Origin of the sequence: Pseudomonas putida (genome assembly GCF_002025705.1) — a bacterium.
GTDB classification, from domain to species: Bacteria; Pseudomonadota; Gammaproteobacteria; order Pseudomonadales; family Pseudomonadaceae; genus Aquipseudomonas; species Aquipseudomonas putida_J.
In genome coordinates, this window is record NZ_CP018846.1 from 3,881,132 (window position 1) to 3,895,987 (window position 14,856).

13 protein-coding genes are annotated in these 14,856 nt (G+C 63.7%); 6 read left to right on the plus strand and 7 right to left on the minus strand.

Translation table 11 applies throughout. The features are described from left to right. Positions 1 to 12 precede the first annotated feature (12 nt). On the minus strand, positions 13 to 1,335 hold the full coding sequence (locus tag BUQ73_RS17555) for an ATP-binding protein (protein ID WP_079229023.1): 1,323 nt from the start codon (positions 1,333 to 1,335) through the stop codon (positions 13 to 15). Then, a complete protein-coding gene (locus BUQ73_RS17560) occupies positions 1,332 to 2,015 on the minus strand; it encodes a response regulator transcription factor (RefSeq protein ID WP_027921299.1) in 684 nt (227 codons plus the stop codon). Before BUQ73_RS17560 ends, BUQ73_RS17555 begins: the two co-directional genes overlap by 4 nt. 478 nt (positions 2,016 to 2,493) lie before the next feature. Between BUQ73_RS17560 and BUQ73_RS17565 the strand changes: the two genes are divergently transcribed. The 3 genes from BUQ73_RS17565 to BUQ73_RS17575 are packed head-to-tail and all read left to right on the plus strand — an operon-like array spanning position 2,494 to position 5,120. Further along, complete coding sequence (locus tag BUQ73_RS17565; RefSeq protein ID WP_079229024.1) at positions 2,494 to 3,840, plus strand: DUF6861 domain-containing protein; 1,347 nt, start codon at positions 2,494 to 2,496, stop codon at positions 3,838 to 3,840. Positions 3,841 to 3,857: 17 nt separating this feature from the next. Beyond that, a complete protein-coding gene (locus tag BUQ73_RS17570; RefSeq protein ID WP_079230582.1) occupies positions 3,858 to 4,475 on the plus strand; it encodes a GAD-like domain-containing protein in 618 nt (205 codons plus the stop codon). A 21-nt stretch (positions 4,476 to 4,496) separates the two neighbouring features. Then, complete coding sequence (locus BUQ73_RS17575) at positions 4,497 to 5,120, plus strand: GAD-like domain-containing protein (protein ID WP_079229025.1); 624 nt, start codon at positions 4,497 to 4,499, stop codon at positions 5,118 to 5,120. Between the two features lie 16 nt (positions 5,121 to 5,136). Here the strand turns inward: BUQ73_RS17575 and BUQ73_RS17580 are convergent, their stop codons facing one another. Genes BUQ73_RS17580 through BUQ73_RS17600 form a run of 5 tightly spaced genes read right to left on the minus strand, consistent with a single transcriptional unit; the run spans position 5,137 to position 11,249 of the window. Continuing rightward, on the minus strand, positions 5,137 to 5,703 hold the full coding sequence (locus BUQ73_RS17580) for a nucleotidyltransferase family protein (protein WP_079229026.1): 567 nt from the start codon (positions 5,701 to 5,703) through the stop codon (positions 5,137 to 5,139). Further along, on the minus strand, positions 5,700 to 6,671 hold the full coding sequence (locus BUQ73_RS17585; RefSeq protein WP_079229027.1) for an XdhC family protein: 972 nt from the start codon (positions 6,669 to 6,671) through the stop codon (positions 5,700 to 5,702). Before BUQ73_RS17585 ends, BUQ73_RS17580 begins: the two co-directional genes overlap by 4 nt. A 3-nt stretch (positions 6,672 to 6,674) precedes the next feature. Continuing rightward, positions 6,675 to 7,886: a cytochrome c gene (locus BUQ73_RS17590; protein ID WP_079229028.1), complete on the minus strand. Its 1,212-nt coding sequence runs from the start codon at positions 7,884 to 7,886 to the stop codon at positions 6,675 to 6,677. Between the two features lie 2 nt (positions 7,887 to 7,888). Next, entirely contained in the window at positions 7,889 to 8,425 is a 537-nt protein-coding gene (locus BUQ73_RS17595; RefSeq protein ID WP_079229029.1) for a (2Fe-2S)-binding protein, read from the minus strand. Then, on the minus strand, positions 8,418 to 11,249 hold the full coding sequence (locus BUQ73_RS17600; protein WP_079229030.1) for a xanthine dehydrogenase family protein molybdopterin-binding subunit: 2,832 nt from the start codon (positions 11,247 to 11,249) through the stop codon (positions 8,418 to 8,420). Before BUQ73_RS17600 ends, BUQ73_RS17595 begins: the two co-directional genes overlap by 8 nt. 282 nt (positions 11,250 to 11,531) lie before the next feature. Here BUQ73_RS17600 and dsbD point away from each other — a divergent pair, with 282 nt between their 5' ends. The 3 genes from dsbD to dsbG are packed head-to-tail and all read left to right on the plus strand — an operon-like array spanning position 11,532 to position 14,840. Next, positions 11,532 to 13,244, plus strand: coding sequence for a protein-disulfide reductase DsbD (dsbD, locus tag BUQ73_RS17605; RefSeq protein ID WP_079230583.1), 1,713 nt, complete (start codon positions 11,532 to 11,534; stop codon positions 13,242 to 13,244). Further along, on the plus strand, positions 13,244 to 14,080 hold the full coding sequence (locus tag BUQ73_RS17610) for a TlpA family protein disulfide reductase (RefSeq protein WP_079229031.1): 837 nt from the start codon (positions 13,244 to 13,246) through the stop codon (positions 14,078 to 14,080). Before dsbD ends, BUQ73_RS17610 begins: the two co-directional genes overlap by 1 nt. A gap of 1 nt (position 14,081) precedes the next feature. Next, positions 14,082 to 14,840, plus strand: a complete 759-nt coding sequence (dsbG, locus tag BUQ73_RS17615) for a thiol:disulfide interchange protein DsbG (RefSeq protein WP_079229032.1) — start codon at positions 14,082 to 14,084, stop codon at positions 14,838 to 14,840. The last annotated feature ends 16 nt before the right edge of the window (positions 14,841 to 14,856 follow it).

The following is a 14,856-nucleotide window of genomic DNA, read 5'->3' on the forward strand; positions in this document are numbered from 1 at the left end:
TGGCAGTAAAGATCAGCTAGCGGACCGCGCCGGCACCTGCAGCAGCACTCGCAACCCATCATTGCGGCTGTCGAACCTGAGGCTACCGGCACATCGCTGCACGATCGCCTGAACGATCGCCAGCCCCAACCCACACCCACCGCTCTGGCCATTGCGCCAGAAACGCTCGGTCAGGTGCTGCAGGTCGTCATCGGCAATACCCGGCCCATGGTCACGGACCATGAACCCCACCTGCCCATCGGCCATCTGCACCTCCAGCTCCACCTCGGTATCACCACCGTGGCGCAGGGCGTTGTCCAGCAGGTTGCGCAAGGCCGCCACCGCCAGCGGTGCAGGCATGCCCAGGTAGATCTGCGTAGCCTCCTGCGGCAGGCGCAATACGATGCGCCGGTTGTCACCGCCGCCGGCATCTTGCACCGCTTGGCGGGCGACTTGCTCTGCGCTGCACTGCACACCATCCTCGAACGACAGGCTGCCCTCGACCCGCGCCAGCATCAGCAACTGCTCCAGGGTCCGGTGCATGCGGTCGGCGCCTTGCTCGGCATGCTCCAGGGCCTGCTCGCGCACCGCACCGTCGGTCATGCGTGCCACCTGCAGGTGGGTCTTGATCGCCGTCAGCGGGCTGCGCAGTTCGTGGGCGGCATCGTCGGTCAGGCGCCGTTCGCGCTCGATGGTCTGGGCGATGCGCAGGAACAGTTGGTTCTGGGTGTCGAGCAAGGGTTGCAGCTCGCTGGGCAAGCCGGCCACCTGCAACGGCTCGACACTGTCGGCGCGCCGTCGGCGCAAAGCGTCACGCATACGATTGAGCGGTTCCAGGCCTTTGCCCAGGCCGATCCACAGCAACCCGAGGCTGCCGAGCAAGGCCATCAGCACCGGTGCCGAGGCGGCCAGCAGAATCGACTGGTTCAGCGCCTCGCGCTCCATGTGCCGGTCGGCGGTGGTGATGCGTACGTCACCGTGGTTGTAGGTGAAGGTGCGCCACAACGCGCCGTCGATGGTCTGGTCGCGGAAGCCGCTGCGCTGGTCGTCCATGGCGCCGTCGTGTTTGTGGTTGCTGGCGAGTATCTCGCCACGCAGGGAGCTCACCTGGCAGGCCATGCCATCGGGCACGCTCAGCTGGTCGGCGGAAAAATGCGCATCCTCGCCCTTGGCCGCCAACGGCTGCGGCAACTGCTCGATCAGCCCGGCGACCATGCGCGCCGAGGCGACCAGGCGCTGGTCGAGGGAGAACATCATCTGCTGGCGCAGGTCGCGCAGCATCCACGCCGCTGCCAGTGCCCAAATGATGATGAAGGCGGTGCCGAGGATCAGGCTCAGGCGTACCCGCAGGCTCATGAGGCAGCCTCTTCGGGCGCCTGCGCAGGCCCCAGCCGGTAACCCAGGCCACGCACGGTCTCGACGATGCTGTTGCCGAGTTTGCGCCGCAGGTGGTGGATATGCACGTTCAGCGCGTTGCTCTCGACTTCATCGCTGAAGCCGTACACGCAGTCCTTGAGTTGTTCGCTGGACAGCACGCGACCGGGGTTCTGCAGCAATGCCTGCAGTAACGCCTGCTCGCGCCGCGACAGGTCGACCGGCTGGCCGGCCAGGGATGCTTCGCAGCTGCTCGGGTCATAACGCAGCGGGCCATGCTCGATCACGTTGACCGCCCGCCCCGCTACCCGACGCAACAGGGTATGCAGGCGCGCAGCCAGCTCGCGCAGGTCGAAGGGTTTGAGCAGGTAGTCGTCGGCGCCCGCCTGCAGGCCGTCGACGCGGTCAGTGACCGCATCGCGCGCAGTGAGTACCAGCACGGGCAGGTCCACACCCTGCTGGCGCAGGCGGCGCAGCAGTTTCAGGCCATCTTCGTCGGGCAGGCCGAGGTCGAGGATCATCACGTCGAACTGTGCCGCCTGCAGCAAGGCCCGGGCACTGGCGGCATTGGCCACGCGGTCGACGGTCAGGCCCTGGGCGGTGAGGCCGGCGCAGATGCCGCTGGCGATCAGGTCGTCGTCCTCGCAGAGCAGAACGTGCATGGTGAGGCTCCCGGAGTGGTGTGGCTGGCATTGCACTATGGGGGGATTAAGGGGGGATTATGGACCTTTTTGTGTTCGCCGAAAGCCTTGCAGCGCCTGTGAGATCGAGCGCCGCCCGCGCGGCGCATCGCGGATAAATCCGCTCCTACATCTGTTGCAACGTGCCGAACCTGTTACGCCATGGTTGCCCGCCTTGGCGCATGGCTTGAGCCCTACAGACAAGGCTGACAACCATGGCCTCACAGGCATGGCCACGTTGCAACAGATGTAGGAGCGGGTTTATCCGCGATGCGCCGCGCGGGCGGCGCTCGATCTCCAGGGCGACAAATCCCTCCAGCCGTACCCTTCGCAGCAACAACCCAATCCCTAAAACCCCACCATCAGCAACGAATCGACTTTTCCTACAACCGACTCAGGAACGTCCTACCCACACCCCATGATGTGATTCCCCTGCACAAAACTGGCAGGGAGACGCCTCATGCTGCTCTGGCACATTGTGCCCACCTGGCGCGATATCGAGACACGCATCACCGATGAAATGGGCTATCAGGGAGGCGCCCATTTCCGTACCTACCTTAACGAAGAGGTGCCATCACTGGCCCTCCAGCTGCGCCGTGTCGACAGTGTGCGGCGCGCGCTCTACAAGGCCGAGTGGGTCGCGGGCGAACTGCTGCGCCAGCGCTTCGCCGACCTCGACATCAAAAGCATCCTCAACGACTTGCTCGGGGTGGCCGAGCAGATGGCGATGATCGTCGCCGGCAGCGCCCTCACGGGCGGCCTGCTCGGTGCCGGCATCGGTGCCTTCGCCGGCGGCGTCGGCGCCTTTCCCGGCGGCGTTGCAGGCACGGCCATCGGCTTCAAGGTCAGCGGCTGGATCCTCGGCGTGCTGGGCATTGCGTCCCTTGCCGAATTTTTCGTCGACGGCTTGCCACGCATCGGCGAGTACTACCTGGACGGCATCGGCATCGCCTGGGAAGGCCCACGTGGTGAACAAGGTCTGAGCGCGTTCAGCCAGGACAACCCGCTTGCCATCAATCAGGCCGCGCACTTCATTGCCACCGGGCATGTGGAAGTCGTGATGCTGCTGTTAGGCGCCATGGTTTCCTACCTCACCCGTGGGCGTGGCAATGCGGGTGTGCTGGCTCAGGAAATGGCCGCCAGCAAGAAAGGCGCACGGATTGGGCAGTGGATGCTCAAGCATGAGGAGGCTTTGAAGAAACGGCCGGATCTGCAGGTGCCGGAACGGCGTAAAGGTGTGGTGAGTGATCCGCAGCCTGCGCAGCCAAACCGGCCAGCAGGGAAAGACAAGGAGCCTTCCACGGGTAAGCCCGGTAGCATGCCATTGCATACGGTGGCCTGTTTCAAGGCTGACAACTTGCCGGCGTCGAAGCATGGCGAGTTTGAACGGCAGTTGAAAGGCCAGCAGGATGGGTTGAATCGGCTGACGGTAGAAGAGTTTCTCGAAAACCTCGCCACTCCAGCCAAGCGAAATCCACGCCTTGCGAAAATAGCGAGAAAGGAACTCTACGCTGAGTTACAGGAAAGAATCCAGAAAGACCTCTTGAAAACCATGAGCCCCATTGAAGCGAAAAAACTCTCAGTCAAGCAAGCAAAGGAAACGATGTTATCCTTGGCTGCTTTGCATAATCCTGACTTGATAGCCGGCGGGCGAGATGCTATTTCTGATTTTGGAGACAAGCAAGTCAACTCAACTATCGGCCCACAATGGAGAAATAAAGTTGAAAGCATGAAGTCCGCCGCCGAGAACGCGGCAAAGTCAGGAGCAAGCTCAAGCCTGCTAAACGTCAAGCTGCATAAATGCTAACCACTGAGGATTCCGCTATGGATGAAGTTTATTCCATTTTTGTTGAGCAAGTTGGCAAGCCCATATTCCGACAAGAAGTACCTTCCTCAAGCATAGAGCGCTATAAGGGAGTACTACCCGACAAATTACTCGAGCATTGGAAGGAACACGGTTGGTGTGGATATGGCGAGGGAGTATTCTGGACCGTCAACCCCCAGGAGTATGAAGGAGTATTGTCCTCACTTATAGAAGATACACCATTGGCAAACAGAGACAGGTATCACCTTATTGCTCGCGGCGCATTTGGCGACTTGTATTTATTTGGAGAGAAAACGGGTTTTTCCGTAAAAATTCTGCCTCATATCTCTCGATACCGGGGTAGCGAATGTGAATTAACGGCAACTGACATGGATAGAGAGGTCCAAAGTTTTTTCCTCAGCAAAGAGAAGGCATCTGTTGATTTCGACGACATGTTCCGACCCGCAAAGAAAAAACTAGGCACGCTAAACCATGATGAAATGTATGGCTTCGTTCCAGCTTTGACATTCGGTGGACCCTGCGATCTTTCCCACCTCGAAAAAGTTAAGACTGTAGAGCACTTAACACTGCTCGCCCAGATTTGCCCCCTCGAACCCTACAGCTTCTCTGACTTCTAACTACACTAACAGGCGTGAAAAATGAACGTTCTCTTTTCCATCTTCCTCGAAACCTTCAACGACCCCATCGGCCACCAGCCCGTCCCCCCTTCCGCTCTGGAAGATTACAAAGACAAACTCCCCAACCAACTCCTGACCTACTGGCAAGACCACGGCTGGTGCGGCTACGGCGGCGGCCTGTTCTGGATGGTCAACCCGAAGGAATACGAAGATGTCGTCGCCTTCTGGCTGTCAGGCACTGACTTCGAGACCCGCGACACCTACCACCTCATCGCGCGCAGCGCTTTCGGCGAGCTGTATCTCTGGGGCGAAGAAACCGGGTCAGTCCTGACCATCACTGCCTACGCATCCCGCTACATCGATGGCGCCTACAGCTCGACCGACGAGGAACGGGACGCGAAGATCCAGGGCCTGCTCATGTGGGTACTGACTGAAGGCATCGACCTGGACCTGTTCGAGGCCGCGAGGGAAACGCTGGGCACCTTGGCGCCTGACGAGATGTATGGCTTCGTCCCGGCGTTGATGCTGGGCGGGCCTGCAAAGCTGGCCAATCTGCAGCGGCTCAAGGCCGACGTGCATCTGATCCTGCTTTCCCAGTTGGGCGAACTGGAGCCTTACGAATTCGATGACGAAGAAGATGAGTAATACGTGACAGATAAACTCATTGGCGCAGTGCATCAGGCGTATCGACATCGCGCAGCACACCAGCATCCTCGACTGCCAGCCTGACGCAACTGTCCGGATGGGCTCTCACCACCGAACGCGCCCCTTCATCACCCGTCAGCCGCGCTAGCGCTGGCCAAAAATCACGTCCGAATACTACCGGATGGCCTTGCTGCCCAGCATGACAAGGCAGAACTATCGTCGACCCACTGGCCTCGCGTGCAAGCAAACCCAGGGTCCCGAGTTCCACCCAAGGCATGTCACCCAACAGAATCGCCACCGCCCGCGCCTCGCTGTCGACCAGCGAAGCAGCGCCAGCCGCCAGGCTATGGCCCATGCCAAGCGTGAAATCGGCGCTGGAGATGACCCGGCACGCCGATGGCAACCCGAGTGCCTCTCCCCGCTCCCCGTCACGCAACACCACCCGCACATCATCAAACACTGTGCAGGCACGTTCGACGCTGTGCACCAGCACACTTCGCCCATCAGCCATCAGCGCCCGGCGCTTGTCGCCACCGAAGCGCACGCTGCTGCCGGCCGCCAACACCAGCGCCACCACACTCACAGCGCTGCCCGCCCGATGCCGTTGCGCAGGCGCAGGATATCGGCAAGCACTGCCAGGGCGATCTCGGCCGGGGTCTTGCTGCCCAGGTTGAGGCCGATCGGCGCGTGGATGCGCGCCAGCTCGTCGTAGCCCAGGCCGCCAATGCGGTGCAAGCGTTCACGACGCTTGTCGGAAGTGGCCTTCGAGCCCATCACGCCAATGTAGAACGCTTCGGTACGCACCGCTTCAAGCATGGCCAGGTCATCGATTTTCGGATCATGGGTCAATGCAACCACTGCCGTGTCGGCATGGCAACCACCATTGGCGATGAACTCCGACGGCAGCTCACGGCGCACCTCGATCCCCTCCAGCATCACGCCTTCGAGCACCTCGTCACGCGGATCGCAGAGGATGACTTCAAAGCCCATCCCTTTGCCGAACTCGGCACAGAAATGCGCGACGCTGGAGTACCCGGCCAGCAGCAAGCGCTGGGCGGCACCGACGCGCAAACGCACGCGGCCGCTTTCACGCTCCACGCGCGGCCCCTGGCTGTGGTCGTCGCTGAGCTGGCGCTCACCTTGCGGCAAACTCACTTCGCGCAGCAGCCGACGCTGGCCGCGCAACGCGCCTTCCAGCTCACGCAAGTGGGCCTGTACTTCACAGTCAGCCGGCAGGTTTTCCACCAGCACTTCGAGCACGCCGCCGCACGGCAGGCGAATGCTCGAACGCGTGTCGCTGCCATCACCGTAACGCACAATGGCGATCGGCTCGGGGAATTCACCCCGTGCCACGCGTTCGAGGAAGTCATCTTCGACGCAGCCGCCCGACAGCGACCCCAGCCACTGGCCGCTGGCGTTGACCGCCAGCAGCGAGCCCGGCGCGCGAGGCGCCGAGCCGTAGGTGGCGAGCACCGTGCACAACCACACCCGCTGGCCATTGCACGACCACTGCAGCGCCTGGCTGATCACCTGGAGATCGAGATGCTGCACGGTTTACTCCGCCTTCAGCTCGGCGAGCTGCTGTACGGTCAGGTCGCCGGGCAATCCACCCCAGGCCTGGCGCAGGTAGTTGACCATGTCCGTCACTTGCTGGTCGTCGAGCTTGTCAGCGAAGCCCGGCATCGGCTGCATGCGCTCGAAGCCGGTGAACTGCTGCTCACGGATGCCCTCAAGGATCGCCTTCACGAGGTTGCGTGAGTCGCCCTGGCGCAACACGGTGTTGCCCTGCATGGCCACGGCGATGTGCGGTTTGCCCTCACCGTCCACACCGTGGCAGCCGGCACAGACGTTCAGGTACTGCTGACGCCCACGTTTGGCGCTGTCGGTGAGCTGCTCCAGTGGCACTGCCTCGATCACCTTGGCCTTCGGCGGCTGGTCACCGAGCAGGTAGGTGGCCATGGCGGCCAGGTCGGCGTCTTCAAGATGCTGGGTGCTGTGGTGCACCACCGGGAACATCTCGTTGAACATGCTGCCCTGGGCACTGATGCCGTGCTTGAGGAAGGTGGTCAGGTCCGGCTGGGTCCAGCCGCGCTCGGCCAGGTCCTGGGCCAACAGGCTCGGCGCCAGGTAGCCAGCCAGCAGGCCGCCGGTCAGGCGCTTGTCCTGTTGCAGTGCACCGATCGGGTTGCGCGGCGTATGGCACTCGCCGCAGTGGCCCATGACCTCGACCATGTACTGCCCGCGCTGCCAGGCCGGGCTGTTGCCTTCGGTTGGCTGCAGTTGCACGCTCTTGCCATAGAGCATGTTCCAGCCAGTCAGCCCCAAGCGCACGTTGAACGGGAAGCTCAGCTTGGTTTCCGGCGCCGGGCGATTGATCGGCGGGATGGTCATCAGGTAGGCCAGGATCGCGTCCGAGTCTTCCCGCTTGATCAGGTGGTACGAGGTGTAGGGCATGGCCGGGTAGAGGTTGGCGCCATCCTTGCGCTTGCCCTCGGTGACCGCGGCGAAGAACTCGTCGGCCGTGTAGTTGCCGATGCCGTACTGCTTGTCCGGGGTAATGTTGCTGCCATAGATGGTGCCGAACGGCGAATGGATCGGCAGGCCACCGGCAAACGGTGCGCCGCCTTCGGCCGTGTGGCAGGCCATGCAGTCGGCCGCACGGGCCAGGTATTCACCACGCTTGACCTGCGCCTCGTCGGCCGCCTGGGCAAGCGAGACGACCGCAAGGCCCAGGGCCAACGCGAGAGTGCTGCGAACGAAGCCCATGCTCAACCCTCCTTGACCAGGCCGAGGTCATTGAGCACCGTGCGGGTGGCGTCGTAGTAACGCACGTACCCGGTGCAGCGGCAGATGTGGTGGCCGAGGCTGGCCTCGATGCGGTCTTCCACTTCGCTCTTCTTCAACGGCTGGCGGTGGGCGGTTTCAACCAGCACCGTGGCGGCGTTGACGAAGCCTGGCGCGCAATAGCTGCACTGGAAGGCGAACAGGTCGACGAACTTCTGCTGGATCGGGTTCAGCGTCAGGTTGCCGGCCTCGTCCTGCTTGGCATGGCCTTCGATGGTACGGACCTTCTTGCCTTCGAAATAATGTGCACCGGTGATGCAGGTACGCACTTCCTCGCTGGTGCCGTCGGGGTTGTCGACGATCACCACGCAGGCGTGGCAGATGCCCTGGCCGCAGCCAAGGCGCGAACCTGTGAGGTTCTGGTGTTCGTGCAGGTAGTCGATCATCGCCAGGTCATCAGGGACCTCGACCGGGCCGACCGGTTGACCGTTGAGGGTCAGTTGCAGTGGACGGTTAGCCATTGAGGGCCTCCTTGATACGGGCTGGGGTAATGGGGAGATCGCGCACGCGCTTGCCAATGGCATGCGCCACGGCATTGCCGATGGCACCGACGACCGGGATCATCACCACTTCGGCGATGCCCTTGGACGGGTCGGTCGGTGACAGCGGCGGGAGGATTTCGCTGGTCTGCTTCCACACCGCCACATCGCGCGCATGGGGCAGGCGGTAGCGGTTGAAGTTCCAGTCGCCCTCCCCGGGCCCGCCCTCGTACAACGGCATTTCCTCGGTCAGCGCATGGCCGATGCCCATGGCGATGCCGCCTTCGAGCTGGCCTTTGACCAGCTCTGGCACCAGCACACGGCCACACTCGACCCAGCTGTGGTGGTTGAGCACCTGCACTTCGTGAGTGCCTTTGTTGACCTTGACCTCGACGATGGTCGCCACCGGGCTGTAGTAGGTGACCATGGCGTTGTTCAGCTGGGTATCCGGGTACGCGGCATTCTGCCGGTCGAGCAAGTGGTAGCCATGGCTGCTCATCTGCGCCTTCTTGGCATTCACCGCGCCGTCGCCGTATTTCACCGCCACGGCATCAAGCGGGAAGCGCTCGCGCACGCCATCGATGACGAAGTCGGCCTCGGCCCAGCTCCAGCGGTTGAAACCGTGCACGCTGGCACCGGTGACCAGGCCCATCTCGTGGGCCTTCTGCGCCAGCTGGGCGAACGGGATCGGCGCCAGGCCGTTGCCGGTCAGCTCGCCGTTGACCCACACCGCATTCTCACGGCGCACCACCAGCGGGTTGGCCTGGCCGCCATGCGGCCCCTGGCTCCAGATGGCCATGGCTGCCGGCCACAGGCCGTGGTTGAACAGCACGCGGGCCGCTTCACGGGTGGCGTGGCTGAAGTAGAACGCCGAGTTGGTCGCCGACGACGGCGAGGCCAGCTTGCCGACCCAGCGCGGGTTGCGCAGCGCGGCATCCTGTTCGGGCTGGCTGATCAGGTACGGGTTGCCGCTGGTGCTCAACTGCAACTCCGGCCATTCGGTGACTGCAGTCTTCACCTCATCAGCCGAGCGGCCCAGGAAGTCACTGACCACCAGGGCCTGGGACGTGGACATGCCGGTGCCCAGTTCGGTGCCGATGTGGCGCAGCGTGATGCGGCCATCGGCGGTGAATTCGACGCTGGCCATGGGGGCTTCGGAGCCGGTGCCGAAGTCCTTCTGGCAGATGGCAAAGCCAACGCCGTACCAGTGGTCCGGGTCCTTGGCGTCCATCTGTTGCTTGCGCGCATCGCGGTTGCGCCACCAGTCGTGCACGGCAGCCTTGTCGAGAATCTCGTACAGGCGCAGGGCACCGGCCGGGACTGCGCCCTGGGTGTTCTTCATGCCCGACTTCAGCGCGTTGGCGCGGCGCAGGTCGATGGCATCGACGCCCAGCCGACCGGCAATTTCATCCACCATCATTTCGGTGGCCGCCATGCTCTGCAGGGTGCCGTAGCCGCGCATGGAGCCAGCCTCGACACCGCGCGAGAAGTAGGCAGTCACCGACAGGTCGTTCTGCGGCATGTAGTAGATCGATTGCGCTGCAGTGGCGCCCACCGCGGCCACCGACGGGCTGTAGTTGATACGCCCGCCACCGTCGCAGCTCATGTCGGCACGGAAGATCTTGAAGCTGTTGTCCTTCTTGTCCACGGCCAGCTGGTAGCGGATGTCGAAGGCATGGCGTTTGATGCCGCTCTGGAACTGCTCGTAGCGGTCGTTGGCCAGGCGGATCGGCACGCCGTCGCCATACAGCGCGGCCACGGCGGCGTAGAAGACAAAGATGTTGTTGTCTTTCGAGCCGTAGCCCACGGTGTAGCCCGGGTGCATGTTCAGCGTGTTCAGGGCGAAGCGCGACGGCTTGATCATGTGCACGCATTCCTGTGCCGCTTCGAACGGGCACTGGGTTGCGACCACGAAGTGCAGCGTGCCGGTCGCCGGGTCGTACCAGCCGTTGCCATTGTCCGGCTCCAGCGCGGCAGGCTCGATCGACGGCGTCTTGTAGCGTTCGTCGAACACCAGCCAGTCGGCGGGCGGGTTGTCCAGTTGTTCGCCCATGCGCTTGGCGTAGAACAGGCCCTGCTCGGTCAAGTCGCCGTGCTGGTTGGGCGCTTTCGACCACACCGGCTTGCGGTTGAGGATGGTGGGGAACAGCATGGAGTTCTTCAGGCTGGAGAACTCATCGTCGTCGAACGGCGTGGCGCCGCCCACACGCACGAAGCGGAAGCTGCCATAGGGGTCACGCTGGTACAGCGGAGCCTGGGCGCCGTACTTGATCGCCTTGTCGTTGAACTGCAGCTTGCGCTTGGCCTGGCGGAAGCGCTCGAAGTCGTGCCAGATCAGGATCGCCACCGGGTGGCCGATGAACATCGGCACCTGGCCGGGCGGCAGCAGCGGGTCGGGCGAGTGGGCCTCGGGCCAGGCAATGCCGTCCTTCGCCAGGTCGGCGGCGGTGACGATACGGTCCGGCTGCAGGTCGGCGCCTAGCAGGCTGAGGTCATGGCCGGCGTAGATACGGTCGGCCTTGGTCGCCTTGAGCAGCAGCGCATGGCCTTGCTGGGTCGGCCAGCCGGGCATGTCCTTGGCGCGGATGTCGCGGGCGAAGACCTTGTTGCCACAGACCTTGGACAGCGCGTCGTTGCGAAAACGTGCCTTGCCGTCGTGGTTCATCCACTTTTGCGGCGAGGTAGTGACGCGCTCCTCCATCAGGGCGGCGAATGCCTGGCTGCCGAGTGGCGCCATGGTCACACCGACACCAGCGATCAGGCCGCCTTGCAAGAAGGCGCGCCGGGAAATATCACGGTTGGACATGCTTGATCCTCTGGGCAGAAGAGTATCTGCCCATCTTTTTCTGATTCTTGTGCGGGGAACTCGGAAGGGTGAGAACCTTGTCGCTTGAGTCAGGAAAAACTGACTTATGCGTCAACTTTACAACAAGAATATGGGCATAAGCAAAGTCAAGCCGACAATATGTCGCGGTGTGTCCAAGGCCGACATGCGGTGCTGCGGCAACAGCGTCGCCAGGAACGGTTAACCTTGGGTTAATCAATCCCAGCCAGCATGGCCACCATTCCGTACTGCCAAGGCGAAGACATGCGCATCCTCCTGCTCTTCCTGACGTTACTCCTGGCCGGCCCGTTGCAGGCCAACCCGTTCGACGTCAAACCCGACTTCCTGCCGGTCAACCAGGCGTTCGTGCTGACCCACGACCGCCAGGCTGACGGCCAGATGCGCCTGTACTTCCAGATCAAGCAGGGTTACTACCTGTACCAGAAGCGCCTGAAGTTCGACGGCCTGCCCGCCGACCAGCAACCGCAACTGCCTGCCGGCCTGAATCACCACGACGAGTTCTTCGGTGACACCACGGTGTACCGCGACCAGCTCGAACTGCTGATCCCGGCCAATGCCCAGGGCCAGTTACGCCTGGGCTGGCAAGGTTGTGCCGATGCCGGCCTGTGCTACCCACCGCAAACTACCGCCATCGACCTGGGCGGCAGCGTGGCGCCGGCCAGCGGGCAAGCCAGCGACCAGGCACTGGCCAGCGGCTTGCAGAGCGCCAGCCTGGGCTGGAGCCTGCTGGCGTTCTTCGGCCTTGGCCTGCTGCTGGCCTTCACCCCTTGCTCGCTGCCGATGCTGCCGATTCTCGCCGGCCTGGTCCTGGGCAACGGTGCCAGTGCCCGGCGTGGCTGGCTGCTGGCCGGGGTCTATGTACTGAGCATGGCGCTGGTGTATGCGGCCCTTGGCGTGGTCGCGGCACTGCTGGGCGCCAGCCTGCAGGCCTGGCTGCAGCAGCCTTGGCTGCTGGGCAGCCTGGCCGGCCTGTTCATCCTCCTCGCCCTGCCTATGTTCGGCGCCTTCGAGCTGCAACTGCCGGCCGCCTTGCGCGACCGCCTCGACCGCGCCGGGCAAGGCACCCGTGGCGGCAACCTGTATGGCGCGGCGCTGCTTGGCGCGCTGTCTGGCCTGCTGCTCGGCCCGTGCATGACCGCGCCACTGGCCGGTGCACTGCTGTACATCGCGCAGAGTGGCGATGTGCTGCAAGGCGCATTGGTGTTGTTCAGCCTCGGCCTGGGTATGGGCGTACCGCTGCTGTTGCTGGTGACCCTGGGCAACCGCTACCTGCCGCGCCCGGGGGCGTGGATGAACCGGGTAAAAGGTGTGTTCGGCTTCGTGTTCCTGGCCATGGCCCTGTACACCGTGCGCAGCCTGCTTGCCTCCCCTGTATTGCTGGCCCTGAGCGGCGCCTGGCTGATTGCCCTGGGCTGGGCCAGCTGGCCGGCGCTGCAGCGCTTGCCGGCACTGCGCGCGATACCGCTGCTGGGCGCGTTGTGGGGGGGCTTGCTGCTGGTCGGCGCGGCAGCCGGTGGCGACGATCTGTGGCAACCGTTGCGGCCGTTCGCCGGCGGTACTGCCCCCGCCACTGTGCAAAAGGCCGACGAGCACTTCGTCACGGTCAGCAGCCCTGAAGCCCTGCAACGCGAGCTGGATGCCGCCAAGGCTCGCGGCCAGTGGGTCATGGTCGACTACTACGCCGACTGGTGCGTGTCGTGCAAGGTCATGGAAAAGCAGGTGTTCAACCGCCCTGACGTGCAAGCCAGCCTGGCGGGCGTCCACCTGCTGCGCCTGGACGTGACTGCCGACTCCGAGGCCAGCCGCGCGCTGTTGCAGCGCTACCAGGTACCCGGCCCGCCCAGCATCATCTGGCTCGGCCCGGAAGGTGAAGAACGCCGCGCACGGCGCCTCACCGGTGAGGTGGATGCCGCGGCATTCCTGCAACACTGGACCCAGACCCGGAGCCAAGGCTGATGCTGACGGTTACTCTTGGGCCACTGACCATGGCCCTCAACCACCTGCTGATGCTCGCCGCCCTCGGCGTGGCCTGCCTGGTCGGCTGGTGGGTCGCCCGGCGCGGCGGCGAAAGCCCGGAGTCGGCGCTATTCAACCTCTTCCTGATCGGCCTGCTGTGCGCCCGCCTGGGTTTCGTGCTGGCCTACTGGCCGATGTACCGCGCCGACCTGCTGCAAGTCATCGACATCCGTGATGGCGGCTTCCTGCTCTGGTCGGGCCTGGTCGGCATCGTCCTCGCCACCCTGTGGCAGGGCTGGCGCCAGCCTGGCCTGCGTCGCCCGCTGGGCTGGGCACTGTTCAGCGGTGCGCTGTTCTGGGGCCTGGCCAGCCTGGGCAGCCACCTGTACAGCAAGGGCACTGCACTGCCCGAGCTGAGCTTGCGCAATGCTGCTGGCCAGTCCGTGGCCCTGCACAGCTACCGTGGCAAGCCGCTGGTGATCAATATCTGGGCCACCTGGTGCCCGCCCTGCCGCCGGGAAATGCCGGTACTGCAACAGGCACAGGGCGAATACCCCCATGTGACCTTCATCTTCGTCAACCAGGGCGAGACGCCGGAGAATGTCACAACGTTCCTCGCCACCACCGGGCTGAGCCTGACCCATGTGCTGTTCGACGGCACCGGCGTGCTGGCCCAGCGGGTCGGCTCGATGGCCCTGCCCACCACCCTGTTCTACGACGCCGACGGCCGCCTGATCGGCAGCCACCTGGGCGAGCTGTCGCGGGCCAGCCTGCGTCATGCCCTGGAACCTTTCGAGCGGGCCAAGCCGCCCGCCCCTGCCGCACAAGGAAACTGACATGCGATTGACTGCCCTGCTGCCCCTGTCCCTGGCCCTGCTGGCCGCCCCGCTGGTGCAGGCCGAAGACCTGCCCAAGGCGATCCAGCAACTGCAAGCCAAGGGCGCAGAAATCAAAGGCAGCTTCGATGCGCCCAACGGCCTGCGCGGCTATGCCGCCGAGTACCAGAACAATGCCCTGGCGCTGTACCTGACCCCCGACGGCAAGCACGTACTGGTCGGCAGCCTGTTCGACGAACAGGGCAAGGACCTCAGCGCCGAGCCGCTGCAGAAGCTGGTGTATGCGCCGATGAGCAAGGAAATCTGGGCGAAGATGGAGAAAACCTCCTGGATCGCCGACGGCAAGGACAGTGCGCCACGCAAGGTGTACCTGTTCAGCGACCCTAACTGCCCTTACTGCAACATGTTCTGGGAACAGGCGCGGCCGTGGGTGGAATCGGGCAAGGTGCAGTTGCGCCATATCATGGTCGGCATCATCCGCGAAGACAGCCCAGGCAAGTCGGCGGCACTGCTGGCAGCCAAGGACCCGGCCAAGGCGCTGCATGAACACGAGAAAGCGGGCAAGGCGAGTGCCCTGAAGCCGCTGGACAAGGTGCCGGATGCCGTGCAGCAGAAGCTAGCGGCGAACATGGCCCTGATGGAAGAGATGGGGCTGCAGGCGACCCCGGCGATCTTCTACCAGGATGAGCAGGGCAACCTGAAGAGCCAGCAAGGCGCGCCGCGGCCAGAGCTGCTTGGCAAGATTCTCGGCAAGCGTTAGTGCATGCCTTGAGATT